The 20,792-nt window shown below is 45.6% G+C and carries 18 protein-coding genes; 6 read left to right on the top strand and 12 right to left on the bottom strand.

Annotation, left to right across the window (positions count from 1 at the left end):
* The first annotated feature begins 1 nt into the window (after position 1).
* Positions 2-3,571, top strand: coding sequence for a conjugal transfer protein TraG N-terminal domain-containing protein (locus tag ACFI6J_RS06250; protein ID WP_105934049.1), 3,570 nt, complete (start codon positions 2-4; stop codon positions 3,569-3,571).
* Positions 3,572-3,603: 32 nt separating this feature from the next.
* Here ACFI6J_RS06250 and eexS read toward each other — a convergent pair whose 3' ends face one another.
* The 7 genes from eexS to ACFI6J_RS06215 are packed head-to-tail and all read right to left on the bottom strand — an operon-like array spanning position 3,604 to position 7,279.
* Positions 3,604-4,035, bottom strand: a complete 432-nt coding sequence (gene eexS, locus ACFI6J_RS06245; RefSeq protein WP_105934078.1) for an entry exclusion protein EexS — start codon at positions 4,033-4,035, stop codon at positions 3,604-3,606.
* A gap of 57 nt (positions 4,036-4,092) precedes the next feature.
* Positions 4,093-4,626 carry a FlhC family transcriptional regulator gene (locus ACFI6J_RS06240; RefSeq protein WP_000566752.1) on the bottom strand — a complete coding sequence of 178 codons (534 nt, stop codon included), beginning with the start codon at positions 4,624-4,626 and terminating at the stop codon, positions 4,093-4,095.
* The gene (locus ACFI6J_RS06235; protein ID WP_000210563.1) at positions 4,623-4,922 is read right to left on the bottom strand and encodes a flagellar transcriptional regulator FlhD; all 300 of its coding nucleotides are present in this window, start codon (positions 4,920-4,922) and stop codon (positions 4,623-4,625) included. The genes ACFI6J_RS06240 and ACFI6J_RS06235 overlap by 4 nt, the downstream gene beginning before the upstream one ends.
* Positions 4,919-5,467 carry a lytic transglycosylase domain-containing protein gene (locus tag ACFI6J_RS06230; protein WP_000848909.1) on the bottom strand — a complete coding sequence of 183 codons (549 nt, stop codon included), beginning with the start codon at positions 5,465-5,467 and terminating at the stop codon, positions 4,919-4,921. Before ACFI6J_RS06230 ends, ACFI6J_RS06235 begins: the two co-directional genes overlap by 4 nt.
* The gene (locus ACFI6J_RS06225; protein ID WP_001158521.1) at positions 5,454-6,116 is read right to left on the bottom strand and encodes a DUF6475 domain-containing protein; all 663 of its coding nucleotides are present in this window, start codon (positions 6,114-6,116) and stop codon (positions 5,454-5,456) included. The genes ACFI6J_RS06230 and ACFI6J_RS06225 overlap by 14 nt, the downstream gene beginning before the upstream one ends.
* Positions 6,103-6,972 (bottom strand): hypothetical protein, encoded by an 870-nt coding sequence (locus tag ACFI6J_RS06220; RefSeq protein ID WP_008843243.1) that lies wholly within the window; start codon positions 6,970-6,972, stop codon positions 6,103-6,105. The genes ACFI6J_RS06225 and ACFI6J_RS06220 overlap by 14 nt, the downstream gene beginning before the upstream one ends.
* Before the next feature lie 55 nt (positions 6,973-7,027).
* A complete protein-coding gene (locus tag ACFI6J_RS06215) occupies positions 7,028-7,279 on the bottom strand; it encodes a helix-turn-helix domain-containing protein (RefSeq protein WP_024015942.1) in 252 nt (83 codons plus the stop codon).
* 117 nt (positions 7,280-7,396) lie between these two features.
* Between ACFI6J_RS06215 and ACFI6J_RS06210 the strand changes: the two genes are divergently transcribed.
* The 5 genes from ACFI6J_RS06210 to ACFI6J_RS06190 all read left to right on the top strand — a co-directional run bounded on the left by ACFI6J_RS06210 (position 7,397) and on the right by ACFI6J_RS06190 (position 14,687).
* Positions 7,397-8,044 carry a LexA family protein gene (locus tag ACFI6J_RS06210; RefSeq protein ID WP_000854920.1) on the top strand — a complete coding sequence of 216 codons (648 nt, stop codon included), beginning with the start codon at positions 7,397-7,399 and terminating at the stop codon, positions 8,042-8,044.
* A 256-nt stretch (positions 8,045-8,300) separates the two neighbouring features.
* Positions 8,301-9,890, top strand: a complete 1,590-nt coding sequence (prfC, locus tag ACFI6J_RS06205; RefSeq protein ID WP_061094535.1) for a peptide chain release factor 3 — start codon at positions 8,301-8,303, stop codon at positions 9,888-9,890.
* 33 nt (positions 9,891-9,923) lie between these two features.
* Positions 9,924-11,654 carry an arginine--tRNA ligase gene (gene argS, locus ACFI6J_RS06200; protein ID WP_014948727.1) on the top strand — a complete coding sequence of 577 codons (1,731 nt, stop codon included), beginning with the start codon at positions 9,924-9,926 and terminating at the stop codon, positions 11,652-11,654.
* A gap of 288 nt (positions 11,655-11,942) precedes the next feature.
* Complete coding sequence (locus ACFI6J_RS06195) at positions 11,943-12,509, top strand: NADPH-dependent FMN reductase (protein ID WP_014975958.1); 567 nt, start codon at positions 11,943-11,945, stop codon at positions 12,507-12,509.
* Positions 12,510-12,728: 219 nt separating this feature from the next.
* On the top strand, positions 12,729-14,687 hold the full coding sequence (locus tag ACFI6J_RS06190; RefSeq protein WP_462585803.1) for a sulfotransferase: 1,959 nt from the start codon (positions 12,729-12,731) through the stop codon (positions 14,685-14,687).
* Between the two features lie 86 nt (positions 14,688-14,773).
* Here ACFI6J_RS06190 and ACFI6J_RS06185 read toward each other — a convergent pair whose 3' ends face one another.
* From ACFI6J_RS06185 to ACFI6J_RS06165, 5 genes are all read right to left on the bottom strand, one after another.
* Positions 14,774-15,442: a pentapeptide repeat-containing protein gene (locus tag ACFI6J_RS06185; RefSeq protein ID WP_014948730.1), complete on the bottom strand. Its 669-nt coding sequence runs from the start codon at positions 15,440-15,442 to the stop codon at positions 14,774-14,776.
* Between the two features lie 65 nt (positions 15,443-15,507).
* On the bottom strand, positions 15,508-17,358 hold the full coding sequence (locus ACFI6J_RS06180; RefSeq protein ID WP_061485122.1) for a methanol/ethanol family PQQ-dependent dehydrogenase: 1,851 nt from the start codon (positions 17,356-17,358) through the stop codon (positions 15,508-15,510).
* Between the two features lie 243 nt (positions 17,359-17,601).
* Positions 17,602-18,237: a response regulator transcription factor gene (locus tag ACFI6J_RS06175; protein ID WP_014975961.1), complete on the bottom strand. Its 636-nt coding sequence runs from the start codon at positions 18,235-18,237 to the stop codon at positions 17,602-17,604.
* Positions 18,238-18,342: 105 nt separating this feature from the next.
* Positions 18,343-19,599 (bottom strand): DUF2891 domain-containing protein, encoded by a 1,257-nt coding sequence (locus ACFI6J_RS06170; protein ID WP_061485124.1) that lies wholly within the window; start codon positions 19,597-19,599, stop codon positions 18,343-18,345.
* Positions 19,600-19,635: 36 nt separating this feature from the next.
* Positions 19,636-20,685, bottom strand: a complete 1,050-nt coding sequence (locus tag ACFI6J_RS06165) for a PLP-dependent cysteine synthase family protein (protein ID WP_338853245.1) — start codon at positions 20,683-20,685, stop codon at positions 19,636-19,638.
* Positions 20,686-20,792 lie beyond the last annotated feature (107 nt).

Genomic DNA, 20,792 nt, shown 5'->3' with positions numbered 1-20,792 from the left:
CATGTGGGAGATCTATTCCATCGGGGATTCGGCATTTTTAGAGCAGGTCTTGAACGCTGTCGCGATGATTACTGGTACAGGCGACTTTACTTCAATGGTTCGCATTGGCTTGCTCATTGGGGTATTGATGGTCTCTGTTCAGGCCTTAATGCAAGGTGGTCGAGGGATTAACTTTCAGCACGTTTTAGTCTCATGGATAGTCTTTGCAACCATGTTTGGACCCAGTACCCGTGTGAGCATTGAGGATGCGTACACGGGACAAGTTCGAGTGGTTGATAATGTGCCCATCGGTGTTGCTGCCGCAGGCAGTACAATTTCGACTGTTGGATTTCAAATCACGCGATTGTTTGAAACGGCGTTCTCAACTCCCGCCATGACGGAATACGGCTTTGCATCCAGTTTACAGACACTGATTAAAGTGAGAAAACAGGTGATGGATCGCTCTGGGTTGGGTGATGCAAATCGTGTCGGCGGCTCGGATATCGAGCAATCTTGGTTTAACTACATTAAAGAGTGCACCTTGATTGGTATCGACATTGGCCAAAAGAACCTCGATCAGGTGCTGAGTGATCCTAACCCGATGACTGCGATTAGGTTTGATTCGCGCATTTATGGCACGCGCATCATGCTCAGTGGTAGCAGTAGCGATTTGGACTGCACCGATGCCTATAGCCAACTGAAACTCATGACAGAATCAACCTTCATTCCAAGGCTTAAACAGGTTCTGTCAGCCTCATTGGGAACTTCGTCAGCCACTGATACTGATGACGTGATCCGAAATGCACTGAATAATCTTGGTTTGGCCTCGGTTAACACCCAAGAGTACATGACCGCGTCGGTGCTTTTACCTATTTATGAGCAAAGCGTGACGGGCAAGTATATGGATGATCAAGCTTTCACCGCAGCCGTTATGGTTAACCAAGCGATTGAACAGCGCAATACACAATGGGCGGCGGAGCAGACCCTGTTCCAAAGTATCGTTCGTCCGATGATGACGTTTTTTGAGGGTTTCATTTACGCCATCACCCCTTTGATGGCCTTTGTGATAGCCCTTGGCCAAATCGGGATGCGAATGGCTGGGAAGTACTTGTTAATCCTGCTTTGGATTCAACTTTGGATGCCTGTCATGGCCATCATTAACCTGTATATTCATTTAACCGTTGCAGGGAAAATGTCGGCTCTTGATGCCTTTGCAGGTACAGAAGTGCCATCTTTTGCCGGGATGATGCAGATGGATTCAGTGCTGCAAACCTGGATAGCGACTGGCGGCATGTTGGCGTCGAGTGTTCCGGCGATTTCGCTCATGCTCGTTTATGGCTCAGCAATAACCGCTACCCACTTGGCTGGACGTCTTCAAAACGGTGATGCCATTGATGAAAAGATGACAAGTCCAGATGTCGCGAAAAATGCCCCGGTAATGCAATCACAGTCAATGTTCCAAAATTCAGCCCTCACTGGTTCTGCTATGACCGGCGCGTCAAACCTACTAAGCAGTTTCTCTGTAGGAAACGCAGTGGGTTCAATGGTTGGCTCTGCAAAAGAATCCATGACTCAAGCAACCCAAGCCTTTAGTCGTCAGGTTGGGAATACTATGAGTCGAACTTTTGGTGAAAAGCTAAGTTACGACAACCTGTCTTCGGTTGGACGTCAGATCGGCTCATCTAACTCCGCATCTAGCGCCGTTGTTAATCAGGTTACTGATGACCTGCAAACTCGGTATGGTTTTGGAGACGATAAAAAAGATGCTGTACGTGGCTTGGTATCGGGCGTGCTATCGGGAGGCCTAAGGGTCGGTGGCGATGGAACTATTACTAATCCCGGTGAGAAAGAAGTTGCTGATAAGGGCTTTCTTGGAAGGCTTCTTGGTACTGGCGGCAATGATTCTCCACAGGGCAACTTGCCAGGAGTCGATAAGCCAGACTCATCTCGTGTACCAAAACTATCAAGGGTACGAGCAGGGCTGGATTTAGGTGGTAACTTTAGTGGCCAAGTTGAGTCGTCAGAAGGCAGTTCTCGATCTACGACCGCAAATACGCTCACTGGGGAGATGCAAAGCTTGGCATCGAGTGATTCACGACGTGCTGAGTATCGCGATGCAATGGTTAAGGACCTTTCAGACTCAAGACGTTCTGGCGTTGAGATGTCCTTGTCTAACCAAGACTATCAGTCACTTCAGAGTTCAGCTCAAGACGTTGTCACGGCATCAAATCGCTTTAGTGAGCTTGATCAGGCCAGCTACAGTCTATCAGGACAAAGAAATACTGATGGTGCGACGTTAACCCGATTAGCAGCGGACAATCCTGAAGTCATGGATTATTTAGGTCGCTATATGAACCAGCATGTTGAAGCAGGTAACCGTTTACGTGAAAACCTTCCAATGTATCAGCGCTTGCTACCTGATGATAATCAGGCGTATGTAGCGGCAGCTATGGAGTCTTTAACCTATAGCAACTCTTCAACGCCCGCTGAACGCGACAATGATTATCAAGCTGCAATGACGGTTATGGCCATGGCTACCGGAGCCGATTTACGATCAATTCAGCCGCGCTCAAATGAAGGCATGTCATCAACTGCACCTACTTTTGGTGGTACTCAAAGCCAAGTTGAATCGGGTGTATTGGGCGGCTACGAGGATGCAGCAACAGTTCAAACTCAGTTCAACGCAGCTCAATCGGCTTACCAAACCAATCTGTCTGGTATAGATGGACAGTTGAATGCGCATCAGCAGCAAGCCCAGCAGGCCGTAGCTTCTGACACAAGTACCTATCAATCTGGACTAAACAGTGAAGCTGGATCTCAGTGGCGATCTCGCATTATGGCTGATGATAGCGGAGTCTCTGGTGCTGAAATGTTCTTCAACAGCGCCAGTGCTATTGGTGATTTCAGTGGCAAGCATACTGATGCAGCACTGCATACCTTGAATCACTTTGGCGAAGACTATGAGAGTTACAAAGAACAAGCGCTTGAAGATCCTGGCTCAAGAGGTTTCTTGCACAATGCAACGGTGGCCAGCAAATCAACCTGGGATGGCTTAAAAGCCGCCGTTGATGCCGGAACCTCTTTGGAAAATCCATTGACGGCGTTTAATGATGCATACAGTGGATCGAGTTCGCAGTATGCCTCCGAAGTAAACTGGGGCACTAAGTCTGAAGCCATGTTGGCTGGGGCATTCGGTGCGGCAGTTAACAATCGATATGGTGAGTTCTTAGAACAGTATGCCGATGATTTTAAACAGGAAGCATACAGCGAAGGGCAGAGAATGGGATTGACCCCGATTCAAAGTCAAGTGTTCGCTCAAGCTTTCAATGAAGGTTTGGCGGGGCGCGTTTTCAACTCTGAAGACTCATCGAGTTGGTCGCCTGAAATGCTTGGCTTAAGGGAACAAATACTAAATGAGTATCGTCAAAAGGATGAGAGTGGCTCTTACATCCCCGACAGTGTGTCCGAAGAAGATAAAGCATTTGTGGATAAGCAGATTGCAGTGATCTCAAATGCATCCCTTGCGGGAGATTATGCTCAGAACAACTTGATCGATATTAGGGCCTATAACCAGGCATCAGGAAGGAACTAAAAACAGAAGGTAGCCAGCTTGTGGTGGGCTGGCTATTTTTTTGGCTTTTTGGGATACCTAGGATAAAAGCCATCAAAAAACGAATGGAGCTTATACCAATACCATTTTTCTTCAATGCTCAAAGTTCTACCCGAATCTTTAACTTGGCTGCTCAAGAATCTAATTCCAGTACAAATAGCTAAGAAGAAGAGTCCCAAACCAACAATTGTCCAACTCGCTTGCCAATATGCGATTGCTACAAGCATAGTGATGATGGCTATAAGTCCGATGGGATTACAGGTCGCTTTGAATCCCAAGTAGCTGAAAAAAACGACGGTGCAGAACAGAAATGGCAAAGCCGCTAACTTGGCAGATGCCGTTAATATTTCTGATGGAAAAAAATGAGCCGAAGCCAAAGTCGCCAGAAAAAGCCCCAGTGATATAAACCAGCAGCGTGCTGGTAAAGATTTAAGTAAGTTTGTCATCTTCTTAGTACTCTCAAAGTGCACGGGCGGTGCACAATCAAATCATGCATCAGCATGTTAGTTCTCAAAAAGTGCTCTAGTGGTTTGCTCGGCCATAATCTCACACACAGGACATTTAAGCTGAATGCGCTGTTGAGATACCGTCAAATACAGACTGCCGCATCGACACCGGTGTAAGGATGCAAGCTGTGATCTTAAATCACGAGCTAGAACCCAACCTTCATTGATGGTCAGTTTTTTCCAGGGGATCTCAGCTGGAAGATCTGCCTCTTCTCTTGCAACCAAGTACGCATCGTAAGCCTTCATCAAAGCATCGATATTTAATTTCTTGTAGACATTATCACCACCAATATTGACATAAAGCGCCATCAGCAGGGAGCCTTCAACTAGGGCTCTTCTGCTTTTAACGATGGCATCAGATTCTGGCAATTGACCAGGACAAGGTGACTTGCCAGTCACTTCTTTGTGCAGCCTTCTGATAATGTGGATTGGCAAACCTGTATCGAGCGCGATAATGGTCGTTCGAAATCCGTACTTAATAAGCAGCGAGGCTCGGGTAAACAGCTCACTTTTGGACAGGTTATCAATCATGCATCCCCCTTGTTGTTTAGGGTTGATAATAAATAAGCGATTCTTGGGATACCTGTACCTTTGCTCTTCACCATCTCAATCAGTTGGCTTTGGTTACCCCTTGGTTGAAACAGCATGAATGATGAGGTCGCCACTCGTTGCAGGTCGTCAACACCGGCATTAATAAGTGCATCCACCACGTCGCGTGTAAGTCCAAAGCGCAAGACCGCCTCTTGCGGATCAATGCGCGCCAATTCACGTGCTGCGTGTAGGTACGCCAAATTTAATTGATAGAAGTCTTGTTGATTGGTTGTCATTGACGGACCTCCAGTTCATGTAAAATATTGCGATAGATAGAAAGCACTCTTTGCCCATACCAGCGTGCACGCTCTTCGTTCCAACTGTGATAGCGGCCTATGCCAAGCTCTAAATCGTTTGGTGAAGACTTGATTGCTTCGGCCAAAATACTGGAGCCGACAGTAAGGTTGGTGATGGGGTCTAGCAGTTCAGCTGCTGAGCTCACTCGATGCCCATGCCAATGCAAATTGATTTGCATAAGGCCAATATCGAGCTGGTATTTTTCACTCTCTTGAAGTGCCTGGTTTAACAGTTGCTCCGCTTCTGTCTTAGATTTGGCGTAGGTTGCGTTTGAACCATTGCGAATTGCGTATGGCCATGGACTGGTCATGTTAAGACCTCGATGTGAGGCTGACTCAGCCAAGGCAACGGCGTAGAGCATGACTGGATCAATACCAACACTTTGTGCTGCTTTTTCCCACTGATAGCCCGGAAACGCATAGACTGAAGTGCTTGCGGACATGGCTATCACTAGGGCAACGGTTTTTGCTTTAATCGTTTTCATTTTTGTCCTCTAATTGATTTCCGAGAAGCGCCTGAATGGCTTTCGGGCTTATTCTTTTCAAAGGCACTGCGCTAAAATTGGCGATGCCTCTCGTGTAAACTTGTGCCGCTTTTGACCAGTCACCCACGGCAACAGGCGCTTGCATATCAAATCCTTTTTGCTGGTTCTGATGGTCTGCAATACCCTGTAATAGCCTTGGGTATTCACCCACTTCGTCCCGCAGCAAGTAAGCCTGGTAGCGTGTTAAAAACTCTTTTTGCTTAAAGGGGTATTCCCTGTCATCAACTTTGCAGAGTTCAACCCATCCCCCCATGTCTGAAATCACGCGGTGGATAAGTGCATCGTCAAACATCACGGATGTCCAAGCACCAACCTGACGAACAGCCTTGTCAACTTTGTTCCAAGCAACCATGGCTCTTGAACCCGAGTTGCCATCGATATGCTTGATGACGTCAGCGGGCTTTGGAAAAAATTGCCCAGTATCCGGTGATTGAATATGCCGAGTCAGACCGATTCGCACTTCTTCAATGCTATAAGCACGAAGGGCTTCAAATGCGATGGATAGCAATTGCGGTGATACGCTTTTGCCATACATGGCCCAAGCTGCTCCCCAAACTTCAGCAAACTCGCGTTTATCAACCTCCTGCACTTGAACGAACCTCCCGAATACCTGGTCCGGCCCAGCTTTCAGCGATGCGACGATTGCTTTCTTCAATATTCAATTGGTGATTGCTGCCCTTTAGGCTCGTCGATGATTGCTGTACTTCATCAATGCGAACGTACTCGTCTTCCCATTGCCGGTTTAAAAGCCAGTTATGTGGCATAGGGGTCTTAGTCCGATCTTGATACTGTAATCGGTTGTCTCGTTGCTCTTTCCAGCGTGTTAGCACTTCCAAGGCGAGTTCATGGTCTTCATTGAGGCCCATGCGTAGCCATTCTTCTTTGGCTTTCGCTTTTTTTTCTTTGCGTATTTGTACATCCCAGAAGTCTTCAAACTGTATGTGGTCAACAGTTTTAACTGTTGGTTTATTGCTTCTCTCAGAGTCATCCGACCGTTGAGAGTCCCTTACCGGGTTGCCATCAGGCATAAACAATGATGAAAATTCTTCTGGTAGCCGAGCTTGAAAAGCGGCAAGAGATTTCAAAAGCGATGCCATACCAATGAAGTCGGCAGGTACATCTTTAAGCAACCGAAAGGCTGCCTTACCTTGGTTTGGGTTTTCGATTGGGTTGTGCTTCAGAAAGCTTCGAATCAAAGTCCAACCAGATGCCTCGCAACGAATCAGGAACTGATCTTGTTCTAACTCACTTAACGTCTTGGCAACCTGTTGCTCATCCCAGTTCAAGTCAGAAGCAACGTAACCAATCGGCAGTCGAAAGCAGCCAAGCAAATTACAATGTGGGCATGTAAGCAAATACAGTCCTAGCAACTTCGCTGAGTCACTCCAGGACAAAACATTTTGCTTTAGCCAAAAGCGGGTATAGACCTTGCCATAATCACGCATGGAGGAACTCGCTTTTGTGTTTACGTAAAATGCTGACCATTATTTGCCCTTAATCCTACTGGTTACTGGCTTTCAGCTCGCTTGGGCATTCGGGATAGATGTCCGGTCTTAACTGAGATCGGGTTACCTGTCCTTGCGTAGCTTGTTCGATGGGTAAAACGAATTCAGCGGGAACACGCCCTGATTTATTCAACCAAAACCAGACGTTTTGCTGTTTTGAGTTGATGGCTCTTGCTAATGCTGATTGCCCGCCGACCAAGTCAATGGCACGGCGGAGATGTTTTTGTGTCGTTTTGAACACTTCCATACCGTCTCCTGTTACAATAATAACTGTTACAAGATTGAATGTTACAGTTTAAACTGTAGATAAGTCAACAGTTAAAATTGTTGAAAGACTACAGTTTTATTTGTAGAATGCGGGCTTATGAAAACTTTATCCGAACGACTAAACCATGCCTTGCAGCTTACTGGGGTAACTCAGTCTGAGTTGGCTCGTCGCATTGGTATCAAACAGCAGTCGATCAGCCAGATTTGCTCTGGTAAATCGGCTAGGTCTCGTTACACCATGCAGATCGCGGAGGCGCTTCGCGTGAATGCTCATTGGCTCGCCACAGGTGATGGCGAGATTGGCTTGGGGGTCGGTAATGTAGAAGTCGGGCCTGATATTAAGGGAAGAATTCCTCTCATTAACTGGGTTCAGGCCGGTGATTGGACTGAAATAGCGGAGGGATTTGCCCATGAAGATGCTGAGGAGTGGCGTGAAGTCACTGGGAAAGCACATGAGGGTTGTTTCGCACTTCGCGTAAAAGGCGACAGTATGGAAAATCCAAGCGGAAAAAAATCCATACCTGAGGGGGCAGTGATCGTTGTTGATCCTGAGTTACCTTACTCTTCAGGTTCATTGGTTGTTGCGCGTTTGGATGATTCGAAAGAAGCAACCTTTAAGCAGTTGGTTATTGATGGTGAACAGAAGTATCTAAAACCTTTGAACCCGCAATACCCTGCAATACCGATCAACGGCAACTGCACCATCATCGGTGTAGTACGACAAGCTATCATCGATTTCTGGTAGCGAAGGAATTTGTGGTTTAGCCACAGTTGTTCATTAGCTGAAGAAGCAACGATTGCAAACAGCTACAACTGAGCATTGGTGCACGCTGAGAGTAAATGGTAACCGATTAGATAACCATTGATTGTTTATAAAGTCAAGATCAGCGAAAATAGCGGCCAATTACGATTAACACGACGGATTTGACAAGCGAAGAACTGAAAAGAGAGTACTTCCAAAAGTGTGTACAAATCCGTGTACAAACTAAAAGAATTTATACATGGCAAACCAAGATTTTCTTAATGAAATCAATAAGCGAAGGACCTTTGCTATCATCTCGCACCCGGATGCGGGTAAAACCACGATTACCGAAAAAGTATTGTTATTCGGACGCGCCCTGCAAACTGCCGGTACCGTAAAAGGTAAAAAGTCAGGTCAGCATGCTAAATCTGACTGGATGGAAATGGAAAAAGAGCGTGGTATCTCGGTAACCACCTCGGTCATGCAGTTTCCATATAGCGATCACTTAGTAAACCTGCTGGATACTCCGGGACACGAAGACTTTTCTGAAGATACCTATCGTACACTGACGGCCGTTGACTCATGCCTTATGGTTATCGACGCCGCGAAAGGTGTAGAAGACCGGACTCGAAAGCTAATGGAAGTTACCCGTCTGCGCGATACGCCGATTGTAACTTTCATGAACAAGCTTGACCGTGATATTCGCGATCCTATGGAACTGCTCGATGAAGTAGAAACCGAGCTTGATATCCTGTGTGCACCAATCACTTGGCCAATTGGCTGTGGTAAAAGCTTTAAAGGTGTATATCACCTTCACCGCGACGAAACTATTTTGTATCAAAGCGGCCAGGGTCACACTATCCAAGACGTGCGCATCATCAAAGGGTTAGATAATCCTGAGTTAGATACTGCAGTAGGAAGTGACCTCGCTGAAACCTTGCGTGACGAGCTTGAGCTTGTACGCGGTGCATCTAACGAATTTGAACAAGAGCTTTTCTTGGAAGGCCAGTTAACGCCAGTATTTTTCGGTACAGCATTAGGTAACTTCGGTGTTGATCATATGCTTGACGGTTTGGTTGAGTGGGCACCTGCGCCACTTGGCCGCGAAACCGAAGAAGGGACTATCGAAAGTACCGATGGTAAGTTCAGTGGCTTCGTATTTAAAATTCAGGCCAACATGGACCCGAAACACCGAGACCGCATAGCATTCTGTCGTATTGTGTCGGGCAAGTACGAAAAAGGCATGAAAATGCGCAACAGCCGATTAGGTAAAGATGTGCGTATTTCTGATGCATTAACCTTCTTGGCTGGTGACCGTTCATTGCTAGAAGAAGCCTATGCCGGCGATATCATCGGCTTGCACAACCACGGTACCATTCGCATAGGGGACACCTTCACGTCAGGCGATAACTACCGCTTTACGGGTATTCCAAACTTTGCGCCTGAGCTATTTAAACGCATCCGCTTGAAAGATCCGCTTAAGCAAAAGCAACTGCTGAAAGGGCTGATCCAGCTTTCTGAGGAAGGGGCGGTACAGGTGTTTAGACCGCTTGCCAACAACGATTTGATTGTTGGCGCAGTAGGTGTGCTTCAGTTTGACGTGGTAGTCGCGCGATTAAAAGCCGAATACAACGTAGACGCACTTTATGAGCATATTAACGTGAGCACTGCCCGCTGGGTTTACTCTGACAATGAGAAGAAGCTTGATGAGTTCCGCCGTAAAGGTGAGCAAAACCTTGCACTAGATGGCGGCGATAACCTGACGTACATCGCACCTACTATGGTGAATTTACAGCTAGCGCAAGAGCGCTACCCTGATATTCAGTTCAAGAATACGCGCGAAAATTAAGCTAATAAAGATTAAACAAAGACACAATATATTATGAATATACATGCACTATTAGTTAACCGTTTCACTGAAGCTCTACAAGAAATGGGCGTAGAAAATGCGCCAGTGCCAGTTTCGCGCAGCGCTCGACCTGAATTTGGTGAATATCAGTTTAACGGCGCGATGGCGCTAGCCAAGCAGCTTAAGCAAAAGCCGCGCGATATTGCAGAGAAAATTGTTGAGACTGTAAAGCTCGACGATATTGCCAGCAAGCTAGAAGTGGCGGGCCCTGGTTTTATCAACGTTCATTTAAATGACGAATGGCTGTCTAATCAGTGTGAGTTGTCGCTAACCGACCCACGTTTAGGTATTGCTAAGTCAAAAGAACAAAACATTGTTGTTGATTACTCATCGCCTAACCTGGCCAAAGAAATGCACGTGGGCCACCTGCGTACTACTATCATCGGCGATGCTGTGGTTAAAGTGCTTGAGTTCTTGGGCCACAACGTTATTCGTCAAAATCACATGGGCGACTGGGGCACACAGTTTGGCATGTTGCTTGCGCACCTTTCAGACAAGCTACAAGATGAAGTGGCTGAAACTGCGCTCTCTGATCTTGAAGACTTTTACCGCGAAGCCAAAGTACGCTTTGACGAAGAAGAAGGTTTTGCCGACCGCGCCCGTGAATACGTAGTGAAGCTGCAGGGTGGTGACGCTCAGTGTCTGGCGCTGTGGGAAAAGTTCATTGACGTGTCTATTGCTCACTCAGAAGAAGTGTACGACAAGCTAAACGTAAGCCTGACCCGTAAAGATATTATGGGTGAGTCGGCTTACAACGACGATTTAGCCAACGTAATCAGTGACCTTAAAGCGAAAGGCCTTGCAGTAGAAGACCAAGGTGCGCAGGTGGTGTTTATACCTGAGCTTGCTGATAAAGAAGGTAACCCTGCGGTTTACATCGTTCAAAAGTCGGGTGGCGGCTATTTATACGCAACGACAGACCTTGCGGCAATGCGCTATCGCAGCGGCAAGTTAAACGCTGACCGTACGCTGATTCTTACTGACGCGCGTCAGGCACTGCACTTCAAGCAAACTGAAATTGTGGGCCGTAAAGCGGGCTTTATGAAAGAAGAGCAAACTTACGAGCATTGCCCATTTGGAATGATGCTAGGCAGTGACGGTAAGCCATTTAAAACCCGTACTGGTGGTACGGTTAAATTGGTCGAATTGCTTGATGAAGCCGTTGAGCGTGCGGGTAAGCTTATCGCAGAGCGCGACAACGATTTAAGTGAAGACGAGCTTAAAGAAGTCGCTCACAAGGTGGGTATTGGCGCTGTGAAATACGCTGACCTATCTAAAAACCGCACAACTGATTACATGTTTAACTGGGACTCCATGCTAAGCTTTGAAGGTAACACCGCGCCTTACCTTCAGTACGCCTATACCCGTGTGAAAAGCTTGTTCAGAAAAGCGGGTGTGGATATGGCCACCATGCCAGTAGATATCAATATTGCTGAGAAACAAGAGCACGCGCTAGCTGTATTACTTATGCAGTTTGAAGAGGTGATTGGTACAGTATCTCGTGAAGCCACGCCTCATGTACTGTGTACTTACCTCTATGATGTGGCTTCAGCGTTTATGTCATTCTACGAAGCATGCCCGATGTTAAAAGACGGTATTGAGCCAGCGGTACGCGATAGCCGTCTAGCGTTGTCAGCTCTGGTTGCCAAGACGCTAGAGCAAGGATTAACCCTACTTGGCATCGAAACACTAGAAAAAATGTAGTGTTCGCGGTACAACATACATATTGATAACAAAGAGGCTGACATTGATTGTCAGCCTTTTTTTATGCGAAACATAAGCGTCAACCCTACAACGCTCGTTTGCGCTAATCGTGATCCTTATACCAGTGGGCATAGATTATTGCGTACTCAGCGAGATTTAAAATGTTCGTAATCGCGGCGTGTAACCGCAGGTACAGTGGTATTACATTTCGATTAGAACCGATAGGGCGATAGCTACCTATAAATCAGACAACTAGAACACTACTTAAATTAACGACAGGAAACTCAAATGACTAAGATCCTTGCATTTGCAGGTAGTACCCGTAAAGGTTCATTCAACCAAGCTATTATGAAAGTTGCTGCAGAGGGCGCACGTGAGGCTGGAGCAGAGGTTACCGTTATAGACCTCGCTGACTTTCAAATGCCGTTGTTTAATGAAGATGAGGAAGCCGAGTTTGGTATGCCTGAAAAAGCACAGGCGTTCAAAGAATTGCTAATGAGCCATGATGGTTTTCTTATTGCTTCACCAGAATACAACTCAAGCTATCCCGCACTGCTAAAGAATGCCATCGACTGGGCATCGCGCATGGGGGAAGGCGAAAAGCCATTACAAGCATATCGCGGTAAGGTGGCTGGAATTATGGCTGCGTCTGCTGGTGGGCTAGGCGGCATGCGCGTGCTGGTGGTACTGAGAATGTTACTTGAAAATCTAGGTACTATGGTGCTGCCGAACCAAAAAGCTATTGCGAAGGTAAATACGCTTATGGAAGATGGCGCAATTACGGATGAAAAGACGATTAAGCAGCTTAAAAATTTGGGTAAAGAAACTGCTGAGCTTGCCGCCAAAGTAAAATAGCTGAAAGTAGGTAATCAAATTTGAAGCCTACTAAATAAAGACTGGCCACCTTGTAATTGCAGTATCTACACGTGGCTAGTCTTCGGTGAATGTTCGAGGTTTTAGTTTTGTGCACGGTTAGTTGAGAGTGCTTAAATTCAACTTTTAGCGTGTTACTATAGACAAATCATTACTGCAAAATCTGCTACAGACGCACATATCTCCAAAAATAAAATATTCATGAAACTTACTCAAGAAATAATAAATCAAGCAATGCAGGCGTTCGGTGCCGGTGAATTTAGCCGAGTCATATCGACGCTTTCTCCTGTCTATGAGCAGCATCCAATGGCAAAAATGGTATATGCTACGGCACTAGGAAAGGTTGCTGAATTTACTACGTCGTTTGAAATATTTGAAAGCCTTCAGTCTGATTATCCTCAAAACACTGATGTGGCGTATAACTATGGGCTATTGCTAAAAGAAGCTGAGCGGTTTGATGACGCACAAAAGCAGCTTTCAAAAGCGATAGCAATTAACCCAAGCTACCACGTTGCTTTTCATGCACTTGGAAATTTAATGTCTGAGCTTGGCCGAAATGAAGAAGCACAGTTAGCATATGAAAAAGCAATAGCAAAAAATTCTAAAAATATTCAGTACGGACAAAGCCTGAGTAAGTGTCTTTATCAGCAGGAAAAATGGTCTCAGTTGGTCGCGCATATTAAAAGAGAGGATCTTCATCTAAGTGATAAACTTAGCGCTGAACTGTATACAGAAGCATGTTACAGAATTCATTCGAGAGGAGAATTAGCTAAGCAGAGTATTATGCTAAGTTCAACGTACTCAGATTCTTATTCGATCCACTATTTTTTGGCGTTGTCAGCATTGGAGTCGAAGCGTTACGTTCATGCAAAGCGTCATCTTGAAAAATCACTTTCCCTCGCTGATTCATCGGATAAAGAAGAGTTACTGACGTATTTAGACTATGTTTCTTGGCTACTCAATGCCACTAAAGACAACCTTGATGTCCTCAATAGAAAGTTTGAAAACACCGATAACATTCAGTTACTAGAGCTGGCCTTTAATATTAACGAAAACAGGCGTGAGCTAGCTGAAGCTGAGAAGTTTCTTGGCAAAATTCAATTAATTCAAGCTGAGGGCGACAAGGAGCAACTCGAGTTAAAACGTTCGCTGTTGGTCTTCGCAAAAGGAGAGTTTGAAGAGGGGCTGCGAATTAACGAGCACTTCTTAGTAAAACAACCCAAAAGCCTTCCTCATCTTTACCAGAAGATAAGAACCCTTGAAAAGCTCAAGCGTTTTAGCGATGCCGAAGAGGTCATCAGGTTTATCGCACATAACGTGAATAACCTTCATTCCAGTAAATTCTCAGATTTGTCCTCTGGCGTCATGCTCAATGGTTTTGATGTATCACCTTCTCCTATCGTTAACACGTCAAGTAACAGCACAAACATTCTCTTTATTGTTGGATTTCCTCGTTCGGGAACGACATTGATAGAAAGTTTGTTACTTAAAAATGCGAATGTTGAGTTATTAGAAGAAACAGATGCTGTCGAAACCTTTTATAACCATATGGTTGAACGCGAGATTGTTGACCCTGAGACGGGTGATATAAAGCGGACAAACCAAAGTGAACTAGACGCTTTGGCAAATGACTATCTTGAGCATTTAACGGCTTATTCTCCTAGTGTTGACAGCAATAAACTCATCGTAGATAAGATGCCGCTTAACTTCCCTTATTTACCTGCAATGTTGACCTTATTTCCTAACGCAAAAGTACTTTGTTGCCTACGTAACCCGAAGGCAGTTGCGTTGAGTTGTTTACAGTTCGAGGAAATAAACTTGTACACCGTTGAGCAATTCGCTGAGGCTTATAATAAAGTCTTCACGTGCTGGGAAAAAATGGAACCAATCTTAAGGGACAGAGCAATAAGCATTAAATATGAAGATGTTGTTGCTGACCCTGAATCTTCTATAGCATCCATATATCAGTTTTCAGGGCTGACAGAAGGGGAGACTAAGACCTTAGAAAGTAATAGTTCGCCTTTGTTCCAAACACCGAGCTACTATCAAGTTAGTCAACCAGTGTATAAGTCTTCAATGCAAAAGTATGAGAACTACCCAACGCTTTTCTCTGAATGTCCCCCTCTTTTAGATGAATGGGAGCAAAAGTGGGGATATTAAGAAAGTAAGTATGAATGGGTGTTAGTGAAGGTAATGGGCGCTGGCTATATCGAACGGCTCAATGTTTTCTTTCCACCCAATCACAGTTACCAGTTAATAGGACAGTTTATACATTCGTCCATGAAAGTGCCCTGAAATGTTGCGTAGTGGATGCGCGTGCCGGTTAGGTTCGCTCGATACAAACTTGCATCGTTCAGTTTTGCTTCCTGAATATTGGCGTTAATCAGTGAAGCACCTTCAAAGTTTGCTTTGTTCATCCAAACCCGCTCTAAGCGTGCGGCACGTAAGTTGGTGTTTACCATTGTCGCACCTGATAAACGCGCTTGGTCCAGGTTAGCACCTGAAAAGTTGGAGTTAGTGAAATCAACCCCTTGACCGAAAAGCGCCCAGCCATCTACGCCTTCTAAGTTAGCGTTGCGAACTTTTGAGCTGCGTAAATCTGCGTGTTTTAAGTTGGCGGTAGCTAAATCAGCGTGATCTAGGTTACTTTTCTTAAACGTCGCATAGCTTAAGTTGGCGTGCCTTAAATCTGTTTTGTTGAACTTAACGTTGGTGAATACTGCCCCGTGCAAATTTGCATGGCTCAAATCAGCACCGCTTAAGTCTGTATCACTACACACTGTCTTTGGTTTTATTTCACATCCGTTGATAATTTTCACGTCATCTTCGAAATCGGGAATGGCACTGGCAGTTGCTGAATATAGGACAACTAATAATATGGGGAGTTGTTTGGTTGCTTGAAAACGTAAGCGCATGAGAGCTCCTTAATGCCGAGAGGCGTTTTCACCGCCTCTCGGTTGGGTTTGTTGCAAAGGTAAAGCTATTGTTTAGCTACGTTTTGCTTTTTATTGTGATTAGGAAGTTTAAATACCCAGAACGAACCACCTTGCGCGACAGGTTTGGTGAGTTCAGCCATATCTCCTCCCCATAGAGGTACTGCACCACCATACCCTGACGCTAAGCCGATGTATTGCTCACCATCCTCTTCCCAGGTTATAGGGCATGAAATGATGCCCGAGCCCGTTTGGAACTTCCAAAGTTCTTCACCGGTTTCCTCATCGAAAGCTTTGACATAGCCATCGCCCGTTCCGGTAATAATGAGTCCGCCTTTCGTCGCCAGTACCCCAGCCCACATAGGAAGTTTCTCTTTGTGTGTCCATTTAATTTCACCTGAAATGGGGTCTACGGCACGAAGTACGCCCACGTGGTCGTCATACATGCGCTTAATTCTAAAACCCTGTCCTAGGTAAGCGGCACCTTTTTTATAGGTCACTTCTTCCGTCCAGTAGTCTTCTTTCCAGTGGTTTGCGCCCATATAGAACCAGCCGGTATTCTGGCTGTAGGCCATCGGGTTCCAGTTCTTTCCGCCCAAGAATGGAGGCGATACCTCTATTGACTTTCCTCGTTTTTCACCCGGCTCAGGCAGTGGCGGGCGCTGTCCGTCTACTTCAACTGGGCGACCCGTGTCAGGGTCAATGTGTGTGGCCCACGTAATGTTATCTACAAAGGGAAATCCTCTGATGAATTCACCGTTTTGTCTGTTAACTACATAGAAAAAGCCATTTCTGTCTGCATGAGCCGTCGCTTTTATGAGCTTTCCATTATCGTAATAGTCAAATAGAACAAGTTCATTGTTGCCAGAGAAATCCCATGCGTCGTTAGGTGTATGTTGATAGAACCATTTAACCTCACCAGTGGTTGCATCTACACCCACTTGTCCGGAAGTATAAAGGTTATCCCAATCTCGCGGATCGCCACCTTTGGCGGTGCGTTTCCATGTATTCCAAGGAGCGGGGTTACCTGCACCTATGATGATAGTGTTAGTTTCAACATCGAAGCTTGCACTCTGCCATGGTGCGCCACCACCGTGGTGCCAAGCCTCAACCATTTCGCCGTTTTCATCCTTTGGCCACGTTGTCACTTCGTATGAACCACCCGTGGGTGTGCTGTCTTTTCCATTTAATCTGCCCATGTGCCCTTCAACAAATGGACGCATCCAAATCTCTTCACCGGTTTCAGGATCGCGTGCAAACAGTTTTCCTACAACACCAAACTCATCACCTGATGAACCGTGAATAAGCATGACCTTTCCTGACTTTTGGTCTTTAACAATCGTAGGTGCCCCCGTCATGGTGTAGCCTGCACGATAGTCTTCAAAGCGCTTCTTCCATTTTACTTTGCCTGTTAGCCGGTCAAGGGCAACAACGCCAGCATCCAGCGTACCGAAAAAGACTAAGTCACCATAAATTGCTGCGCCGCGATTTACCACGTCACAACACGGTCGAATACCTTCTGGAAGGCGGTGGGCGTAGTCCCACAACTTCTTACCTGTTTTTGCTTCATAGGCGTAGATACGGGAGTAGCTACCGGTTACATAGACAATACCGTCGTACACGATTGCCTGGGACTCTTGACCCCGTTGCTTTTCATCACCAAAACTCATCACCCAAGCCGGAGATAGCATGTGTACATTTTCTTTGTTGATTTGATCAAGTCCGCTGTAACGCTGAGCTTCTGGACCCATACCATACATCAGTACGTTCTCAGGCGTCTTGGCATCATTTTCAATGTCTGCCCATGTCACGCCATCGTCCGCAAATAAATGTGAACTCGTACCTAAACCAATAATTACGCTTAAGGCCAATGAAGCCTTTGAATAGAACTTAGCCATAGTTTTATTTCCACTGTTACCTTGATGTTGTGTTAACAGTATGTAACTAAGTAGAGGCCCTGATAAACGGATTCCGTCCTTCAAAATACGGGAAAAATTCCCTTAGATTGAAGTGTAATGAAAACGCTAATATATTGATTTACATGAGGTATCTTTATCATGAGACAAAGTTAGTACCAAAGGGGTATAAAAAAGATACGAAAGTACAGGGAAGTTTTCCCGACCTTGTTTAGTGGCGCTTGTTTAGCTGGCAATTTTGATATAACCCTGCTTTATGGCAAGGTGAACAAACTCGGCATTTGTCTGTAGCTCAAGTTTTCGCTTGAGCTGGGTGATAACGTTTGAGACCGTCTTTTCAGAAATGTTGAGGCTTTCAGCGACCTGTTTTCGGCAAAGCCCGTTCGCTATACCAAGGAATATATCCAACTCTCTTTGTGTCAGATCTGTTAAGTTGCCTCCGGAATGTGACAGGTTGAATGTAGCGAGCTCAATGGCAGTATTGTGTTCTAAATAACGGCGGCCTTTAATGATAGATGTCACCGCGCTTATCAGTACATCAGGTTCACTTTGTTTACTAACATAGCCCATTGCCCCTAGTTTCATAGCTCTATCGATGATGGAAATATCATCGAACATGCTGAACATAAGTACTTTTGCGTGCTCCCAGCGCTGAACAATATATTCCGCTAGCGTTAGTCCGCTGGTGGTTCCTAAATTAATGTCTAAAATAATGAGGTCGAAGTGGTTGGCACGAAGTGCATTTGTGGCTTGCTGCGCATTTTTTGCATTGGTGACGACAGCGCCTTCGAGTACCGAAGATAACAGTGTAGAAAAGCCTTCTCTCACTATTGCGTGATCATCAACAAGTAAAATTTCCATAGCTGCGCTTTATTCATATCACCATAGAATGAGCATGCCACGGTAGGCGTGTGAGACGAATAGCACTTTAGTGCTCATTCATCTCACACTTTAGTAGGATATAAGTTAATTCAAACCGCGCTGTGTTTCTAAGTAGCTGGCAAAGCTGCCAAGCCAATGGCTGCCCATATAGTGCATGTCACCAAACACCGCGTTGAGCCCGGCCTCACGATGTGAACTTAATGCTTTCTTAAGCACAGGTAAGCGTTTGTCACCTTCAGGCAAAGCTTGCATTATGCCTTCTATCATCCACGCTCGGCTGATGTTCAGCCCGTCTAGGTGAGCGAGTTTACCATCCGTCTTGTCAGTCACTGTAGCGGGAGCTAGCCAATTTGATGTTCTAGCTGTGAGGCTTGGAAAGAACGCTGAAAGCCATTGGCTATAGTCCTTTTTAGACATTACTCTTCGCATTAAATCAGCTTCGGCCAAACACGGTGATAAGAAATCTTGTCCCGAAGGCTCGTAGGCAAGAGGGCACTGTGTATCGTCTTGATAGTAGTCTTTCACCCTGGACGTTAACAGCGCTTCAAACTCCTTATTACCTGCTGTTTTCGCCCAATCCAACATTAAGCCAAAAGCAAAGGCGGTTTGGCTATGCTCACCCGTACGGATTGGGTAAGCTAATTTGGGTAACCATGCGCTTACTCTGGCTACAATTTCGTCCTCGAGAGGACGTAAAGTATTTAGCCATTTTGTTGCTTCAGGAAGGGAAGATTGACGTAGTTCAGCGGTTAGCTGCAGGAACCAAGCAAGACCATAGGGGCGTTCAAATGAGGCATTGTTTTCACGCTTAAGGCTCGTCAATTCACCTTGGATATTTTTAGGCGTGAAGCTGATGTTGAGCTTTTCAATGATCTCATCCTTATCCACTGCATCTTGCGCAGTGTTTAGCATTCTTACTAAAAGCCAATGGCCATGAACCGACGAGTGCCAGTCTAAACAACCATAAAATGAAGGGTATAGTTGATTTGGTGCCTTAACGTCATCGCCGTTATTCATCATGTGTTTCACTACATTTGGAAACTCTTGATGAATACAATGAAGCGCGAGGTTAGCAAAAACGCTTTCGTAATTGTTGTTAGGGACGTCAGCGTTGGCGGTCGCGTCTGCGGTTTGGTTAATACTAGTGTTGCTTGTGTTCGCAATTTCAACAGTCGATGTACTGGTAGCAAAGGCAGTGTGTGCAGCAAACGCTGTGGCAAATGCAACTGTACAGCTAACAACGTTTTTTATTTTGATCATAATTTTGCGCGCTTTATCAATGAGAAGTATATCGCCAATGTATAGAGATAAACGCTTTGAATAAAGTGCTGCGCGATACATAACGCCCCAGCACTTTAAACAGCAGAAACAGGCTGTTTAAGCAGGGGCCCCGATGGCCTCTAGTTTGGTGGTGTATTCAGCGAAAGAGCCAATGGTCTTTTCTACCCAACCAGCATTATAGTAAGTTTCACTATACCGCTCTCCGCTGTCGCACATAAGCGTTACGATCGATCCCATTTCTCCTCGCTGCTTCATTTGTTCAGCAATACTTAATGCGCCCCATAGGTTTGTGCCGGTAGATGGGCCGGCTTTAATCCCCATGGTGTTGTTTAACCAATGCATGGTTGCAATACTGGCGGCATCGGGAACGGCAATCATGTCATCTATAACGTCATGTTGAAAAGAGGCTTCCACTTTAGGGCGTCCTATCCCTTCTATGCGGCTACCACGGGTAGCAGTAAGTGTATGATCGTTGTTTTTGAAGCTATCAAAAAACACACTGAATTCTGGATCTACCACGACAAGCTGAGAAGAGAGACCTTTGTAGCGAATGTAACGCCCTATGGTGGCTGATGTTCCACCTGTACCTGCACTCATAACCACGGTGTGTGGAATAGGGTGGGGCTCGGCTTTCATTTGCTCAAAGATACTCTCAGCAATATTGTTATTGCCTCGCCAGTCTGTAGCGCGCTCTGCGAAAAGGAACTGATCCATAAAATAACCATTAAGCTCGTGAGCTACTTTGGTTGCTTCGCTGTGCATTTGCGTAGGGCAATCTACAAAGTGACACTGCCCGCCATATCGCTCAATAAGCGCGATTTTACTTTGGGCGGTAGATTTAGGCATAACCGCAACAAACGGAACGCCAATCATTTTAGCAAAATAAGCTTCAGACACCGCTGTGCTGCCTGACGAGGCTTCAACCACAGTAGTTCCTTCTACAATTTTTCCATTACAAAGGGCGTACAGAAAAAGGGACCGGGCTAGACGGTGCTTGAGGCTGCCTGTTGGATGGGTGCTTTCATCTTTAAGATAGATATCAATATATCTAAAGGCGATCTGCTCTAATTTGATTAAGTGCGTATCAGCCGAACGTTGATAATCTGCATTGATAATATTGATCGCTTTTGAAACCCAGCTTTTCATAACCTTCTCTCATTCACCCAAAATGCGAAACGTTAAGCGTAGTTCGCTTAATGCTAGCTGTATAAAACAAAAATAGAATACCAGTTAAGAACGAGTATTTGATTCTA

It is taken from the genome of Alteromonas sp. G4i13 (genome assembly GCF_054960505.1).
The sequence above is the reverse complement of the archived record's forward strand: the minus strand, read 5'-3'. Positions and strand labels throughout refer to the sequence as shown.